At 35.2% G+C, this 15917-nt stretch carries 15 protein-coding genes; 8 read left to right on the top strand and 7 right to left on the bottom strand.

The genetic code is table 11. The annotated features are described in order from the left end of the window. The first annotated feature begins 80 nt into the window (after positions 1-80). The 4 genes from LPC21_RS01460 to aat all read left to right on the top strand — a co-directional run bounded on the left by LPC21_RS01460 (position 81) and on the right by aat (position 5151). Positions 81-647 (top strand): DUF3109 family protein, encoded by a 567-nt coding sequence (locus LPC21_RS01460; RefSeq protein ID WP_229317688.1) that lies wholly within the window; start codon positions 81-83, stop codon positions 645-647. Between the two features lie 268 nt (positions 648-915). Further along, a complete protein-coding gene (locus LPC21_RS01455; RefSeq protein WP_229317686.1) occupies positions 916-1893 on the top strand; it encodes a ribonucleotide-diphosphate reductase subunit beta in 978 nt (325 codons plus the stop codon). Positions 1894-1997: 104 nt separating this feature from the next. Next, positions 1998-4424 carry a ribonucleoside-diphosphate reductase subunit alpha gene (locus LPC21_RS01450; protein WP_229317685.1) on the top strand — a complete coding sequence of 809 codons (2427 nt, stop codon included), beginning with the start codon at positions 1998-2000 and terminating at the stop codon, positions 4422-4424. 91 nt (positions 4425-4515) lie between these two features. Continuing rightward, entirely contained in the window at positions 4516-5151 is a 636-nt protein-coding gene (gene aat, locus LPC21_RS01445; RefSeq protein WP_229317682.1) for a leucyl/phenylalanyl-tRNA--protein transferase, read from the top strand. Positions 5152-5178: 27 nt separating this feature from the next. Here the strand turns inward: aat and LPC21_RS01440 are convergent, their stop codons facing one another. The 6 genes from LPC21_RS01440 to rplM form a co-directional block, all read right to left on the bottom strand. Then, complete coding sequence (locus tag LPC21_RS01440; protein WP_229317681.1) at positions 5179-5739, bottom strand: DNA-3-methyladenine glycosylase I; 561 nt, start codon at positions 5737-5739, stop codon at positions 5179-5181. A 1-nt stretch (position 5740) separates the two neighbouring features. Then, on the bottom strand, positions 5741-6397 hold the full coding sequence (locus tag LPC21_RS01435; protein WP_229317679.1) for a queuosine precursor transporter: 657 nt from the start codon (positions 6395-6397) through the stop codon (positions 5741-5743). A 116-nt stretch (positions 6398-6513) separates the two neighbouring features. Next, entirely contained in the window at positions 6514-7338 is an 825-nt protein-coding gene (tsf, locus tag LPC21_RS01430; protein WP_229317677.1) for a translation elongation factor Ts, read from the bottom strand. A 101-nt stretch (positions 7339-7439) separates the two neighbouring features. Further along, positions 7440-8237 carry a 30S ribosomal protein S2 gene (gene rpsB / locus LPC21_RS01425; RefSeq protein WP_229317675.1) on the bottom strand — a complete coding sequence of 266 codons (798 nt, stop codon included), beginning with the start codon at positions 8235-8237 and terminating at the stop codon, positions 7440-7442. Between the two features lie 174 nt (positions 8238-8411). Continuing rightward, complete coding sequence (gene rpsI, locus LPC21_RS01420; protein ID WP_229317674.1) at positions 8412-8798, bottom strand: 30S ribosomal protein S9; 387 nt, start codon at positions 8796-8798, stop codon at positions 8412-8414. Continuing rightward, positions 8798-9253 (bottom strand): 50S ribosomal protein L13, encoded by a 456-nt coding sequence (gene rplM / locus LPC21_RS01415; RefSeq protein WP_229317673.1) that lies wholly within the window; start codon positions 9251-9253, stop codon positions 8798-8800. Before rplM ends, rpsI begins: the two co-directional genes overlap by 1 nt. A 302-nt stretch (positions 9254-9555) precedes the next feature. Between rplM and LPC21_RS01410 the strand changes: the two genes are divergently transcribed. Then, a complete protein-coding gene (locus tag LPC21_RS01410; protein ID WP_229317670.1) occupies positions 9556-10584 on the top strand; it encodes a LacI family DNA-binding transcriptional regulator in 1029 nt (342 codons plus the stop codon). Positions 10585-10625: 41 nt separating this feature from the next. On the opposite strand, the gene polA is transcribed toward LPC21_RS01410, so the two are convergent. Continuing rightward, on the bottom strand, positions 10626-13454 hold the full coding sequence (gene polA / locus LPC21_RS01405; protein WP_229317668.1) for a DNA polymerase I: 2829 nt from the start codon (positions 13452-13454) through the stop codon (positions 10626-10628). Between the two features lie 144 nt (positions 13455-13598). On the opposite strand from polA, the gene LPC21_RS01400 reads away from it, so the two are divergent. The 3 genes from LPC21_RS01400 (at position 13599) to rimP (ending at position 15913) form a co-directional block, all read left to right on the top strand. Next, positions 13599-14834 carry a metallophosphoesterase gene (locus tag LPC21_RS01400; RefSeq protein WP_229317666.1) on the top strand — a complete coding sequence of 412 codons (1236 nt, stop codon included), beginning with the start codon at positions 13599-13601 and terminating at the stop codon, positions 14832-14834. A gap of 74 nt (positions 14835-14908) precedes the next feature. Then, the gene (locus LPC21_RS01395) at positions 14909-15205 is read left to right on the top strand and encodes a thioredoxin family protein (protein ID WP_229317664.1); all 297 of its coding nucleotides are present in this window, start codon (positions 14909-14911) and stop codon (positions 15203-15205) included. A gap of 243 nt (positions 15206-15448) precedes the next feature. Beyond that, positions 15449-15913 (top strand): ribosome assembly cofactor RimP, encoded by a 465-nt coding sequence (rimP, locus tag LPC21_RS01390; RefSeq protein ID WP_229317663.1) that lies wholly within the window; start codon positions 15449-15451, stop codon positions 15911-15913. Positions 15914-15917 lie beyond the last annotated feature (4 nt).

Here is a 15917-nt window from a genome sequence, read left to right as displayed (position 1 = left end):
TTAATTTAAGGTCAATTTAGTGTTATTTTCTTCAACTGCTTTGATTACCTTTGCGCTTCATTATTCAATATATGTATCCAATGTTTCAATTAGGAAAAACCATCGTTTCTGAAGAAATACTCGAAAGAGATTTTGTTTGTAATTTATCTGCTTGTAAAGGGAATTGTTGTATCGATGGGGATGCTGGTGCTCCTTTAAGTGCAGATGAAACTAAAATCATGGAAGAAATTTATCCAAAAGTAAAACCCTATTTACGCCCTGAAGGAATTGCCGCAATCGAAGCGCAAGGAACTTGGGTTAAAGGAGAAGATGGTGATTTTGAAACTACTTTAATTGAAGGTAAAGATTGTGCCTATGTTATTTTTGATGGCGCAACGGCATTATGCGGGATTGAACAAGCCTACAACGAAGGAATTGTGAGTTGGAAAAAGCCAGTTTCCTGTCATTTGTATCCAATTCGAGTAAAAGATTTTTCAGAGTTTACTGCTGTTAATTATGACAAATGGGACATTTGTAATGACGCCTGTACTTTAGGTAAAGAATTACAAGTTCCGGTCTATAAATTTGTCAAAGAAGCTCTAGTAAGAAAGTTTGGCGAAGATTGGTATTTAGAGCTTGAAAAAGTAGCTTTGGATCTAAAAAAATAAGACTACCTACCTCGGCAATTTACAGTTTGCAAATTTTCTAAAAATCCTATATTTCACGGGACTACATCGATTTTTAATTTTTCAAAACATTGATTTATAGTTAATTATGTTTTGGATTAGAATTGCTATGTTTTTTCGACTTTGTTAAAAACTAGAGCCGATTGTGAATAAGTTTGACTTTTTATACCCGCAATATTTTACAATCTTTGTAAACCCCAACCATTCCAAAATCTAATGTATTTTCAATCAAAAAAATAAACCAGTATTTATGTCTGCTATTGAACCAATTTTACAAGAAAACAAAGATCGTTTTGTTATTTTTCCAATCAAACACCAAGATATTTGGGAATGGTACAAGAAACAAGAAGCGTGTATTTGGACCGCTGAAGAAATTGACTTGCATACCGACTTGAATGATTGGAATAATAAATTAAATGCAGATGAAAAATATTTCATCAAACACATATTGGCATTTTTTGCAGCTTCTGACGGAATTGTAAACGAAAATTTAGCTGAAAATTTTGTGTCGGAAGTACAATATCCAGAAGCCAAATTTTTCTATGGTTTCCAAATCATGATGGAAAATATTCACAGTGAAACGTATTCATTATTGATTGATACCTATGTGAAAGACGAAGCTGAAAAACACGAATTGTTCCATGCTATCGAAACCTTTCCAGCTATCAAAGAAAAAGCAGAATGGGCTTTGAAATGGATTAGCTCGGAGTCTTTTGCAGAACGTTTGATTGCTTTCGCAGCCGTAGAAGGTATCTTCTTCTCAGGTTCTTTCTGTTCTATTTATTGGTTAAAGAAACGTGGTTTAATGCCAGGTTTGACTTTTTCTAATGAGTTGATTTCACGAGACGAAGGAATGCACTGTGATTTTGCAGTTCATTTACACAACAATCACTTAGTAAATAAAGTGCCTAAAGCGAGAATCACCGAAATTTTAACCGATGCATTGAGTATCGAAAGAAAATTCATCACAGAATCACTTCCTGCAAGTTTGATTGGAATGAATGCCAATTTGATGACTCAATACTTAGAATTTGTTACAGATAGACTTTTGGTAGAATTGGGTTGCGACAGAGTATATAATTCATCGAATCCTTTTGATTTTATGGACATGATTTCGTTACAAGGAAAAACTAACTTCTTTGAAAAACGTGTGGGCGAATACCAAAAAGCAGGAGTAATGAATACGGATTCTGAAGCTCAAAAAATTACATTCGATGCCGATTTTTAATCGGAACTAGATTTTAATTCGATTACCGCGCTGCGGCGCAAAAAATAATAACAAATACTCGAAAGCAAAGAAGGGATTTTTTGTTTTCTTAAAACCACAAGATTATGTATGTAGTAAAAAGAGACGGTCATAAAGAACCGGTAATGTTTGACAAAATCACAGATAGAATTAAAAAACTATGTTATGGTTTAAATGATTTAGTTGATGCTGTAAAAGTAGCAATGCGTGTGATTGAAGGATTGTATGACGGAGTTACTACATCAGAATTAGATAATCTTGCGGCTGAAACCGCAGCTTCAATGACAATTGCGCATCCGGATTACGCCCAATTAGCGGCACGTATTGCGATTTCAAATTTGCATAAAAACACGAACAAATCATTCTCAGAAACGATGAATGAAATGTATCATTATGTAAATCCAAGAACCAACCAAGCTTCTCCTTTATTGTCAGAAGAAGTACACAAAGTAATTCAAGAAAATGCGGAGTTTTTAAATTCGCATATCATTTATAATAGAGATTTTAATTACGATTATTTCGGATTTAAAACTTTAGAGCGTTCGTATTTATTGCGTATCAACGGAAAAATTGTAGAGCGCCCACAACATATGTTGATGCGTGTATCGGTGGGAATCCACATGAATGATTTGGATTCAGTGATTGAAACCTACGACTTAATGTCGAAAAAATTCTTTACACATGCTACGCCAACATTATTCAATGCTGGAACTCCAAAACCACAAATGTCTTCTTGTTTCCTTTTGGCTATGCAAGATGATAGTATTGATGGAATTTACGATACCTTAAAACAAACCGCCAAAATCTCACAATCTGCAGGGGGAATTGGATTATCAATTCACAATGTTCGTGCAACAGGATCTTATATTCGTGGCACTAACGGAACATCTAACGGAATTGTTCCAATGTTGAGAGTATTCAATGACACCGCTCGTTATGTAGATCAAGGAGGAGGAAAACGTAAAGGAAGTTTTGCGATTTATATCGAAACTTGGCATGCAGATATTTTTGATTTCTTGGATTTGAAAAAGAACACAGGAAAAGAAGAAATGCGTGCAAGAGATTTATTCTTTGCCATGTGGACATCTGATTTGTTCATGAAACGTGTGCAAGAAGATACTACTTGGACCTTAATGTGTCCTAACGAATGTCCAGGATTGTATGATGTATATGGTGATGAATTTGAAGCATTGTATACCTCATATGAAGCGCAAGGAAAAGGTAGAAAAACCATTAAAGCACGTGAATTATGGGAAAAAATTCTAGAATCTCAAATTGAGACTGGAACACCATATATGTTGTATAAAGATGCGGCTAACCGTAAATCTAATCAAAAGAATCTAGGAACTATTCGTTCGTCTAATTTGTGTACCGAAATCATGGAGTACACTTCGAAAGACGAAATTGCGGTGTGTAACTTGGCTTCTATTTCGTTACCAATGTTCGTTGAAAACGGAAGTTTCAACCACCAATTATTGTTTGATGTAACTAAACGTGTAACCCGCAACTTGAATAAAGTAATTGATAGAAATTACTACCCAGTTCAAGAAGCAGAAAACTCTAATTTACGTCACCGTCCTGTAGGACTTGGGGTACAAGGATTGGCCGATGCTTTCATTATGTTGCGTATGCCATTTACAAGTGATGAAGCAAAAAAATTAAACCAAGAAATCTTCGAAACATTGTACTTTGCAGCGGTAACCGCTTCGATGGAAATGGCTAAAGAAGAAGGACCGTATTCTACTTTCAAAGGGTCTCCAATTTCTCAGGGAGAATTCCAACACAACTTGTGGGGAATGAAAGACGAAGAATTATCAGGTCGTTGGGACTGGGGATCGTTACGTAAAGAAGTAGTAGAACACGGAGTTAGAAACTCGTTATTGGTAGCGCCAATGCCAACAGCTTCGACCTCTCAAATTTTAGGAAATAATGAAGCGTTTGAACCGTATACCTCAAACTTATATACACGTCGTGTATTGTCAGGAGAGTTTATCGTAGTGAACAAACACTTATTACACGATTTAGTGGAGCGAGGATTGTGGAACGAAACCTTGAAACAGCAAATCATGCGTGAAAACGGATCTGTTCAAAACATTGATGTGATTCCGCAAGATTTGAAAGAATTATACAAAACGGTTTGGGAAATGTCAATGAAAGATATTATCGACATGTCACGTCATAGAGGATATTTTATTGACCAATCACAATCGTTGAACTTATTCATGCAAGATGCTAATTATTCTAAATTGACTTCGATGCATTTCTATGCTTGGCAATCTGGATTGAAAACAGGAATGTATTACTTAAGAACCAAATCAGCAGTAGATGCAATTAAGTTTACGGTAAACAATGATAAAATAGCAGAGCCAGAAGCTGTAGTGGAGTTGGAAGTTAAAGAACAACCTGTTGCAGTGCTTAATGAAGCAGTTGAAATGACAGCTGAAGAATACAGAGCTATGATTGAACAAGCTCGTAATGCTGGTCCAGAGGACTGCGAAATGTGTGGTTCATAAAATCACTACAAATACCAACTTGAACAGCCGTCCTTATTGACGGCTGTTTTTTTTAATAGTATATTTGTTGTAGCAATAGTTGTTCAAAATCATGCATTACCTTACCCAAGACTTAGTTTTTCCATCCGTATCAAAAGCAAATGAAGACGGCTTTTTAGCTATTGGCGGAGACCTATCTCCCGAGCGATTAGTATTGGCTTACCGAAGCGGGATTTTTCCATGGTTTGAACCCGGAGATCCCATCTTGTGGTGGTCGCCGAATCCCAGAATGGTTTTGTTTTTTGAAGATTTAGTCGTGTCCAAAAGTATGCGCAATATTTTGAATCGGAAAAAATTTAAAGTAACTTTTAATCAAGATTTCAAAGGAGTTATTTCCAATTGTCAAAAAATTAAACGGGAAGGTCAACAGGGCACTTGGATTACTAATGAGATGATTGAAGCCTATTGTAAGTTGAATCAATTAGGCATAGCCAAATCGGTTGAGGTTTGGGAAGAGGACGAATTAGTAGGTGGTTTGTACGGAGTTGATTTAGGAACTATTTTCTGTGGAGAAAGTATGTTTTCAAAAGTATCCAATGCTTCAAAAGTTGCATTTATCCATTGGTCACGGCATTTGAAAGCAAATAATTATAAACTGTTGGATTGCCAAATTTACAATCCGCATTTAGAAAGTTTAGGTTGTCGTGAAATAGCAAGAGATGAATTCATTAAAATTCTGACAAGTTAGACTTGAACAACAAATCGTGAATCGTATTTAGCTAGTTCTTTTCCAACAATCAGCCACATGATCATCTACCATACCAGTAGCTTGCATATTCGCATACACTACAGTCGAACCTACAAATTTGAACCCGCGTTTTTTCAAGTCTTTACTGATAGCATCTGAAAGTGGTGTAGTGGATGTAATATCTCTCATGGTTTGTGGGTGATTGATAATGGGCTTTCCATCCGTAAATTGCCAAATGTATTTGCTAAAACTACCGAATTCTTTTTGCACTTCCATAAAAGCAATGGCATTAGTAATTGTAGCACGTATTTTTAACTGGTTACGAATAATTCCAGTATCTTGTAATAATGCTTCAATTTTTCTTTCATTGTATAGCGCTATTTTTTGGTAATCAAATTGATCAAATGCAGCACGAAAATTTTCTCTTTTTTTCAGGATGGTAATCCAGCTTAATCCAGCTTGAAACGTTTCCAAGATCAAAAATTCAAATAATTTTTGGTCGTCATATACTGGAACTCCCCATTCGTGATCGTGATAGGCTTCGTAAATTGGAATGCCTACGCACCATTTGCATCTATTTTTATCCATTTTAAGCAGGTATATCGCTATTTATATAGTTTTTTATAATTCGGTGACCAATATAAATCATCGGCGTTAAAAGTACTGCTATACCTAATTTAAAAGTATAGCCCGTTAATGCGGAGCCAATAAAAGTTTCAAAGTCAATTTTACCAGGCAACCAAAATGCAATTCCTAACACTATGAATGAATCAAATAATTGAGAAATAACCGTTGAGCCGGTTGCTCGGAGCCAAATTTTTGTATCGCCTGTTTTGTTTTTGAAATACCAAAATACGGTCACATCAATTAATTGAGAAACTAGGAATGCGATAATACTTCCGAAGATGATCCACATACTTTGTCCAAAAACAGCTTGAAATTGAGCGTCGCTTACGGGGCTAATTCCTTTGGCAGCGGGAATAGCAATGCCTAAAAGTAAAATAATAAATGCATAAGCGATCAGGCACGCGGTAAGTAGGGATAGTCGACGCACTCCTTTTTCGCCAAAGTATTCGTTGATTAAATCGGTTGTTAAAAAGACAATGGGCCATGGTAAAATACCAATACTCATCACAAATGGTCCAATTTGAATTAGTTTTCCACCAATTAATTCGGCCACCACCGCATTGGTAATAAAAATCCCGGCTAGGATTACAAATACGATGTCTTTTTTGGATTTGAACATTGGTGCTGTGTTTAGTATTTCAAACTTACTATTTTTATTTTTAATTATTGGCACAAAAAAATCCCATTCTGTTAGGAATGGGATTTTATATTGAAGATTGAAAAATCTACTTTAGACTATCCTAAAGCAGCTCTTTTAAATCCTGTAACAGTTAAGTTAGCATCTACTGATTTTACGTAAGCAGCAACATTCATAGAACCATCTTTGATATAATCTTGGTTTACTAAAGTGTTGTCTTTGTAAAAACGTTGGATTTTTCCTTTAGAAATGTTTTCCAACATGGCTTCTGGTTTACCTTCCGCTCTTAATTGCTCTTTTGCAATTTCGATTTCTTTTTCAATAACCGCAGCATCAACACCAGCTTCGTTCAAAGCAATTGGGTTCATAGCAGCAGCTTGCATGGCTACGTTTCTAGCAGCTTCTTCAGCTCCAGCAACATTAGCAGATAATGAAACTAAAGTAGCGATTTTGTTTCCAGCGTGGATGTAAGAACCAATGAAAGCTCCTTCTAATCTTTCGAAAGAACTGATTTCAATTTTTTCTCCGATTACTCCAGTTTGCTCAATCAATTTTTCAGCTACAGTGATTCCGTGGAAATCAGTTGCTAAGAAAGCGTCTTTAGAATCAAAGTTCAAAGCTAAAGCAGCTAATTCTTGTGCTAATTTCACGAAAGATTCGTTTTTACCAACGAAGTCAGTTTCACAGTTTAATGAGATTACAACACCTGATGTTTTAGCGTCGTTTACAACAGCGATAACAGCACCTTCTGTAGATTCTCTATCAGAACGGTTAGCCGCTACTTTTTGTCCTTTTTTACGTAAGTTTTCGATCGCTAAATCAAAATCTCCGTCAGCTTCAACCAAGGCTTTTTTACAGTCCATCATACCTGCACCTGTGATTGTTCTTAATTTATTTACGTCTGCAGCAGTAATTGTTGCCATAATTTTATTAATTTAAAGAGTAAAAGATTGAAAAATTTAAGGATTAATTCATTGGTTACAATTGCTAATCTTCAAATCTTTCAATCTTATAATGGTTTTATTTATTCTTCAGTTGCAGGAGCTTCAGCAGCAGGAGCAGCTTCTACTTCAACAGGAGCGGCAACTGCTTCAGCAGCAGGAGCAGCAACTTCGTCAGCGTCTTTTTCAGATCCTCTATCAGAAAGACCTTCCACTACAGCTGCAGTAACTAAAGTTAAAATTTTATCGATTGATTTAGAAGCATCATCATTTGCAGGGATAACGTAATCAACCTCTCTTGGGTCTGAATTCGTATCCACCATTGCGAAAACTGGAATGTTTAATTTTTGTGCTTCTTTTATTGCGATGTGTTCTGCTTTGATATCCACTACGAACAAGGCTGCAGGTAGTCTAGACATGTCAGCGATAGAACCTAAGTTTTTGTCTAATTTAGCACGAAGACGATCTACTTGCAAACGCTCTTTTTTAGAAAGAGTCATGAATGTTCCGTCTTTCTTCATTTTATCAATAGTAGCCATTTTTTTAACAGCTTTACGGATAGTTACGAAGTTAGTCAACATTCCACCTGGCCATCTTTCAGTGATGTAAGGCATGTTTGCTGCTTTAGCTTTTTCAGCTACGATATCTTTTGCTTGTTTTTTGGTAGCAACGAATAAGATTTTTCTACCTGATGCAGCGATTTTTTTCAAAGCTTCATTAGCTTCTTCAATTTTTGCTGCTGTTTTATATAGATTGATAATGTGGATTCCATTACGTTCCATATAAATGTAAGGAGCCATGTTTGGATCCCATTTTCTAGTCATGTGTCCGAAGTGAACACCTGCTTCTAGTAATTCTTTTACTTCAACTTTGTTTGCCATTTTTTGTACTAGTTTACGTTCTGTTGATTAGCAATGTATAGATGGCGATTGCTCGGCTATATACATTTAGATGCTAAACTATTCCCTACCTCAGTAGGAGCAACAATAACTGTGTTTTTAAAATTCAATAATAAATGAACGATGTCTTGTCCCATTTGAACAAGACAGGTAATATTAACGTTTAGAGAATTGGAATCTCTTACGAGCTTTCTTCTGACCGAATTTCTTACGTTCAACCATTCTAGGGTCTCTAGTTAATAAACCTTCTGGTTTCAAGATTGCTCTGTTTTCAGCATTTACTTCACACATTACACGTGCTAATGCCATTCTTACAGCTTCTGCTTGACCAGTTGAACCACCTCCGTATACATTTACTTTTACGTCAAAATTGTTAGCATTCTCTGTCATAGACATTGGTTGTAACACTTTGTACTGTAAAGTAGCTGTAGGAAAGTAAGTTGCGAATTCTTTTTTGTTTACAGTGATTACTCCTGTTCCTTCCGAAACATAAACACGTGCAACAGCGGTTTTTCTTCTACCGATTTTGTGAATAACTCCCATTACTTAAGATCGTTTAGGTTAACAGTTTTTGGTTTTTGAGCGCCTTGTTTGTGCTCAGAACCAACAACAACATTTAAATTTCTAAAAAGTTCAGCTCCTAATTTATTTTTAGGTAACATTCCTTTTACAGCTTTTTCTACTAATAAAGCTGGGTTTTTTGATTGCAATACTTTTGCAGTCAAAGTTCTTTGTCCTCCAGGGTAACCAGTGTGACGGATGTATGTTTTTTCATCCAATTTGTTACCTGTAAGGTTGATTTTTTCTGCGTTGATAACGATAACGTTATCTCCACAGTCCACGTGCGGTGTATAACTTGGCTTGTATTTACCTCTCAAAATCATAGCGACTTTTGAAGCAAGACGACCTAAGTTATGACCATCAGCATCAACAACAATCCACTCTTTTGATACAGTGGCTTTGTTAGCTGAAATTGTCTTGTAGCTTAATGTGTTCACAATTTTTATTTTTAATTAAACATTCCATCCCCAATAAAGGGGATGCAAAAGTACAATTATTTTTCTGAAATACAAATTGTCCTAAAATATTATTTAGTTCTGATTATCAGTAGCTAAAGGATTTATTTTTGGGACACTCTGCGTTTTTATTTTTTTATGACTCTATTTTTGGTTAAACGAGGCCTTTTTTTTAAAAAAGCATTGATTTTTCCTATCTTTTTTGAATGATAATCGTGTTGAGATTAGTCAAATCGCGTCATTCAACCGTTTTTTTTCTTATTTTAGCACTTTAAATTCTACTTATGAAAGCTAAAGCAACTCTTAAACAAATCGCTAAAGAACTTAATGTGTCTGTGTCAACAGTTTCAAAAGCACTTAACGATAGTCCTGAAATTAGCGAACAAACCAAAACCAAAATAAAGGAATACGCTAAGCTTAAAAACTACAAGCCCAACGTGATTGGTTTGAATTTGAAGAATAGAAAAACCAAAACAATAGGTGTTATTATACCTGATATTTTGAATTCGTTTTTTGCAAAAGTTTTTAGCGGAATAGAAAAAGTAGCCGATGAAAGAGGTTATAATGTTATTATGTGTATCTCTAATGAGTCTTTAGAAAAAGAAGCGCATACACTAGAGATGTTGAGTAATGGAACGATTGACGGATTTATTCTATCCGTTTCTGAAGAAGCGCAAAAGCAAAACAGCTACGACCATTTTAAAGAAATCATCAACGATGGCACTCCTATTGTTATGTTTGACCGAATTGCCGAAGGGATTGATTGTGATAAAGTTATTGTCGACGATTTCGATTCGGCTTTAGATTCCACACAACGTTTGATTGATTTAGGCTGTAAAAATATTGCCTTGCTTTCCTCTGTTGATAATTTAAGTGTAGGAAAGTTGCGATTTGAAGGTTATTTAAAAGCCTTAGAAAAAAATAATATTCCGGTTAATAACAATCTTATCATTAGAACCGACTCAGAAGACGATTTAAAAATTCAAATGGAGACTGTTTTTGCTAACAATACAATCGACGGTATCTTCGCTTTAGAAGAAAACGACTCGGTTGCTGCTTTACGAATGGGATTGAAAAAAGGATATAAAATTCCCGAAGAACTTTGTATTATTGGTTTTGCCGATGGAATTTTAGCTTCGAGAAGATTGTCTCCAAGTTTGACTACAGTTAGTCAACACGGAATTGAGATTGGAGAAGAAGCAGCCAAATTATTAATTAAACGTTTGGAAGATGTTTCAGAAGAAGAACCGCCTTACGAAACAAAAATCATTAAAACCGTTTTAAAAGAACGGGAAACTACGGCAAGAGTATAAAACAAAAAAAATTCATTCTATTGAATGGATTTTTTATATGATTAATGGGCTTCTAGCCAATCTTTTCCTATTCCAATTTCCACTTCTAAAGGAACACTTAAAACCACCGCTTGTTCCATTTCCTGTTTGATCATCGGTTGGATTTTTTCCAATTCACTGTTGTGAACGTCAAATACCAATTCGTCATGTACTTGCAAAAGCATTTTTGATTTCCAATTTTCAGCAATTAATCTTTTGTGAATATTGATCATCGCTATTTTTATAATATCGGCAGCGCTTCCTTGAATTGGGGCGTTTACCGCATTTCTCTCTGCGGCACCTCTCACAATGGCGTTGGCCGAGTTGATGTCTTTTAAATAACGTCTACGTCCTAAAATAGTTTGTACAAAACCATTTTCTCTAGCGCTTTCTATTTGCTCCTGAATGTAGGATTTTAGTTTTGGATAAGTAATGTAATACGCTTCGATCAAGGCGGCACTTTCTGCGCGAGAAAGCGAAGTTTGATTACTTAATCCAAATGCCGAAACACCATATATAATTCCGAAGTTAACCGTTTTAGCATGACTACGTTGTTCTTTAGTTACTTCTTCTAAAGGTACATTAAATACTTTGGCAGCGGTACTTTTATGAATGTCTTCGCCCTGTTGAAAAGCTTTGATCATATTTTCTTCTCCACACAATGCTGCAATAATTCGAAGTTCTATTTGCGAATAATCGGCAGAGAGTAAAGTATAGTTTTCATCCCTTGCAATAAATGCTTTTCTAATTTGTCTTCCGCGTTCGGTTCGAATAGGAATGTTTTGCAAATTCGGATTATTTGAACTCAAACGACCTGTAGCGGCAACGGTTTGCATATAATCGGTATGAACGCGATGCGTTTTGGCGTCTACTTGCAATGGCAATGCTTCGACATACGTATTTTGTAATTTGATTAACGAGCGCCAATCTAAAATGGCACTTACAATTTCGTTGTCCTTGGCCAAATAACTTAAGATTTCTTCCCCTGTTGCGTATTGACCCGTTTTGGTTTTCTTTTGTTTGGCGCCACCAATTTTCAATTTGTCAAATAAAATATCTCCCAATTGTTTTGGCGAAGCCAAATTGAATTTCTCGCCTGCTATTTCATAAATGCGACTTTCTAATTTGGCAATATCGTCTCCTAATTCTTTAGATAATGAATTCAAAAAAGGAACATCCAAATTGATTCCTTCTTTTTCCATGCTGGCCAAAACAGTAACCAATGGAATTTCAATTTCTTCAAATAGTTTTTTAGTATGTGTTTTGTCTAATTCGGTGTTGAAAATTTCTGCAAGTTGCAAGGTTACATCAGCATCTTCAACGGCATATTCTTTAATTTCTTCCAAAGGAACCTCCCGCATCGATTTTTGATTTTTTCCTTTCTTACCAATCAGCACTTCAATAGATTGCGGCGCATATTTCAAATAGGTTTCGGATAAAATATCCATATTATGGCGCATGTCAGGGTTGATCAAATAATGTGCAATCATGGTGTCAAATAACTTTCCTTTAACAGTGATACCATAATTAGACAATACTTTTAAGTCGTATTTTAAATTCTGACCAATTTTTTCGATGTTTTCATTTTCAAAAAACGGAATTAATTTTTCAACCAAAGATTGCGCTTCCGCTTGGTTCTCTGGAAACGGAATATAAAACCCTTTTCCCTTTTCATATGAAAATGAAATTCCAACTAACTCTGCGTGCAAAGCATCAAGTCCTGTGGTTTCGGTATCAAAACAAACCGATGTTTGATTTTGTAAATTTTGCAATAACAATTTAATCCCTAAATCGCCTTGAATAATTTGGTACGAATGGGTTGTGTTTTCTAAGGTATTGTAATATTGGTGGCGCGTTTCTTCTGAACCTTCATCGATAGCACTTCCAAAAAGGTCAAATTGTTCTTCCGTTTTGGGTTGTGGTTTTTTGTATAATTTGGAATCGTCAACTACCGGAGCAGTTTCTCCTTTTTTAAAGATGGCGTCAAATTGATCGGCCATTCTTCGAAATTCCAATTCGTTAAATAATGCATCTGTTTTCTCTACATCAGGGGTAGACAATTTATAGTCGGTTTCGTTAAATTGGACTGGACAGTCTAATAAAATTGTTGCTAAGGTCTTAGATAAAAGCCCTTTTTCCTTATTGGCTTCAATATTATCTTTCATTTTTCCTTTCAGCTTGTCGGTGTTGGCCAACAAGTTTTCCATAGAACCAAATTCTTTCAATAATTTCTTAGCAGTAACTTCTCCTACACCTGGCAATCCCGGAATATTATCGGCTGCGTCGCCCATCATTCCAAGAAAATCAATCACTTGTTCGGGTCTGTCTATTTCAAATTTTGCCAATACTTCTGGGATGCCCCAAATTTCGATTCCGTTACCCATACGAGCAGGTTTGTACATGAAAATATTTTCAGACACCAATTGTGCAAAATCCTTATCTGGAGTCACCATAAAAACTTGGTAATTTTGTTTTTCAGCCTGTTTGGCAATGGTTCCAATTAAGTCGTCTGCTTCATATCCTTTTACCTCTATAATAGGGATGTGCATTGCGCGCAACAATTCTTGTATATAAGGTACTGCAATTTTGATGGCTTCAGGTGTAGCATCGCGATGGGCTTTGTATTCTGGGTAAATGTCGTTTCGCAAATCGCTCCCTCCTTTGTCGAAAGCTACGGCCAAATGATCTGGTTTTTCTCTTTTAATGACATCCATCAAGGAATTCATAAATCCCATGATAGCAGAGGTGTCCATCCCTTTTGAGTTTATTCTAGGATTTTTTATAAAGGCATAATAACCTCTAAAAATTAGGGCGTAGGCATCAAGAAGGAAAAGGCGTTTTTTAGCAGACATTGGTATTTTGTTCTAAATTTTGAATCTGTAAAAATAAGGAAACCCAATGAAATTTTTCTTGAAGAGTTAAATTTTAATTAATTAAATCCTGTTGTGAGTAATTAAGTTGTTATTTTGTTCCCGAAATAATTTAGTGCATTATAAATGAATGTTGTTTTACTACTCTTTTTTCTTATTTGGGCGGCTATAGAATGGTTTTCTTTTCAAGCTTTTCGAACATTGATACAACGAAAAAAAATATTGGTGTTGTACCAAGCCATTTCCTTATTGTTTGCGGTTTACTTTTTGTATACGATCTCTCAATTTGATCGTTCCAAAGGTCAAACGCAACAAACGATGTTTGTATTAGGGCTTGTATTAATGGTCTATTTGCCTAAAATTGTGTTGGCAATTGTGATGGTAACCGAAGATGTATTTAGAATCGGAATAGGATCGGTTACTTTTTTAGCTAAGAAAGAGCGGGACCAACCTTTTTTTGCTTCTCGAAGAAAATTTGTAAGCCAGTTAGGAATGGGGTTGGCCGCAATTCCTTTTTTATCTTTACTATATGGTATTTTGGAAGGGAAATACAATTTTAAAGTAATTAAACAGCAAATTTATTTTCCAGACTTACCGGAGGAGTTCGATGGTTTTACAATTACTCAAATTTCGGATGTGCATAGCGGTAGTTTTGATAATCCGGAAAAAATCAATTATGCAATAGACTTGGTTAATGCTCAGAATTCCGATATGATTTTATTTACAGGAGACATCGTGAATACGCATGCTAAGGAAATGATTCCGTGGATTAGTACTTTTAATAGAATTAAGGAACATAAATATGGAAAGTATTCTGTTCTTGGAAATCATGACTATGGGGAATACGTGACCTGGCCTTCTGAAAAAGAAAAAGAAGCTAATTTTCAAGCGATCAAAAATTTATACGGTCAAATTGATTTCAAATTGCTTTTGAACGAGCACACATTTATTGAAAAAGGAGGTCAAAAACTTGCATTAGTAGGTGTTGAAAATTGGGGGCACAATTTCAAAAAATTAGGAGATATCGACAAAGCTTCTGAAGGATTAACATCAAAGGATTTTAAAATATTGATGAGCCACGATCCAAGTCATTGGGATTATATAGTGCAACACCACCAGAAAAATTTTCATTTAACATTATCAGGCCATACGCATGGAATGCAGTTTGGTATTGAAATTCCAGGTTACTTTAAATGGAGTTTGGTACAGTATGTGTATAAGCAATGGGCAGGTTTGTATGAAAATAAAGGGAAATATGTTTATGTAAACCGTGGATTTGGATTCCATGCGTACTCAGGAAGAGTAGGAATTATGCCAGAAATTACAGTAATAGAGCTAAAAAAAGGCAATAAATTAGTGTAATTAACTAAAAATACTACATTTGTAAAATATTTATCTCTTTTAAAGCAGATTATAAAAATTAAATTTTTGGTTTTATGTCAAAATTTGGAGAACTTATAAACGCACAAATTCCAGTGTTAATTGATTTTTACACTGATTGGAATGAGTCTTCGGTATCAATGCATCCAGTTATACGCGATGTTGCGGCCGCACTTGGTGATAAAGCCAAAGTGATTAAAATAGATGTTGATAAAAATCAAGAGCTAGCCGAGGCGCTTCGAATAAAAGGATTGCCAACTCTAATGATTTACAAAGAAGGCCAGATGGTTTGGCGACAAGCTGGAGAGCTAGATGCAAACGCAATTATTAACTTGGTACAAGAACAACTGTAACAATATAATATAGTCACAATAAAAAGTTTTATGATTCATTTCGTAAAACTTTTTTGTTTTTAATAGGTTTTGGGTATTCCTTTTAGGAACTACTAATTACTGAAATTCTAATTCATAATATAGAGATCAATTTTTAAATCTATTAGGATTATTTTAAATATTAAAAAAAACACTATATTTGCATCGTTATTTATTAAAATCTAGATAATGAGGGGACTAATCGTCCCCTCTTTTTATACAACTATGACGTTCAAAGAAAAAGTAAATACGCTAGTAGAAGAATGTCTTTCTGAAAAACCAAGTCTTTTTTTAATTGACTTAACGATTACAGATGCTTTCAAAGTGATTGTCAATATTGACGGAGACAATGGGGTTGCATTGCAAGATTGTATCGATGTTAGTCGATCAATCGAAGGTAATTTAGACAGAGAAGAACAAGATTATTCACTAGAAGTAGCCTCGGTAGGAGTGGGTTCGCCATTAAAAATGGTAAGACAATACAAAAAAAATGTTGGTAGAACGCTGATAGTGAAGACATCAACAGAAAATATTGAAGCAGAATTAGTAGAAGCTAATGATGATTTTGTAGTTTTGTCTTGGCAAGCAAGAGAACCAAAGAAAATTGGAAAAGGAAAAGAGACCGTTCAAAAAACGTTGGAACTTCCTTACTCAGATATTAAAGAAGCAATTGTTACAGTAACATTTTAAATAA

Origin of the sequence: Flavobacterium ammoniigenes (assembly GCF_020886055.1) — a bacterium.
In the GTDB taxonomy this organism is placed as follows: domain Bacteria; phylum Bacteroidota; class Bacteroidia; order Flavobacteriales; family Flavobacteriaceae; genus Flavobacterium; species Flavobacterium ammoniigenes.
This window is presented reverse-complemented; position numbering and strand designations above follow the sequence as displayed.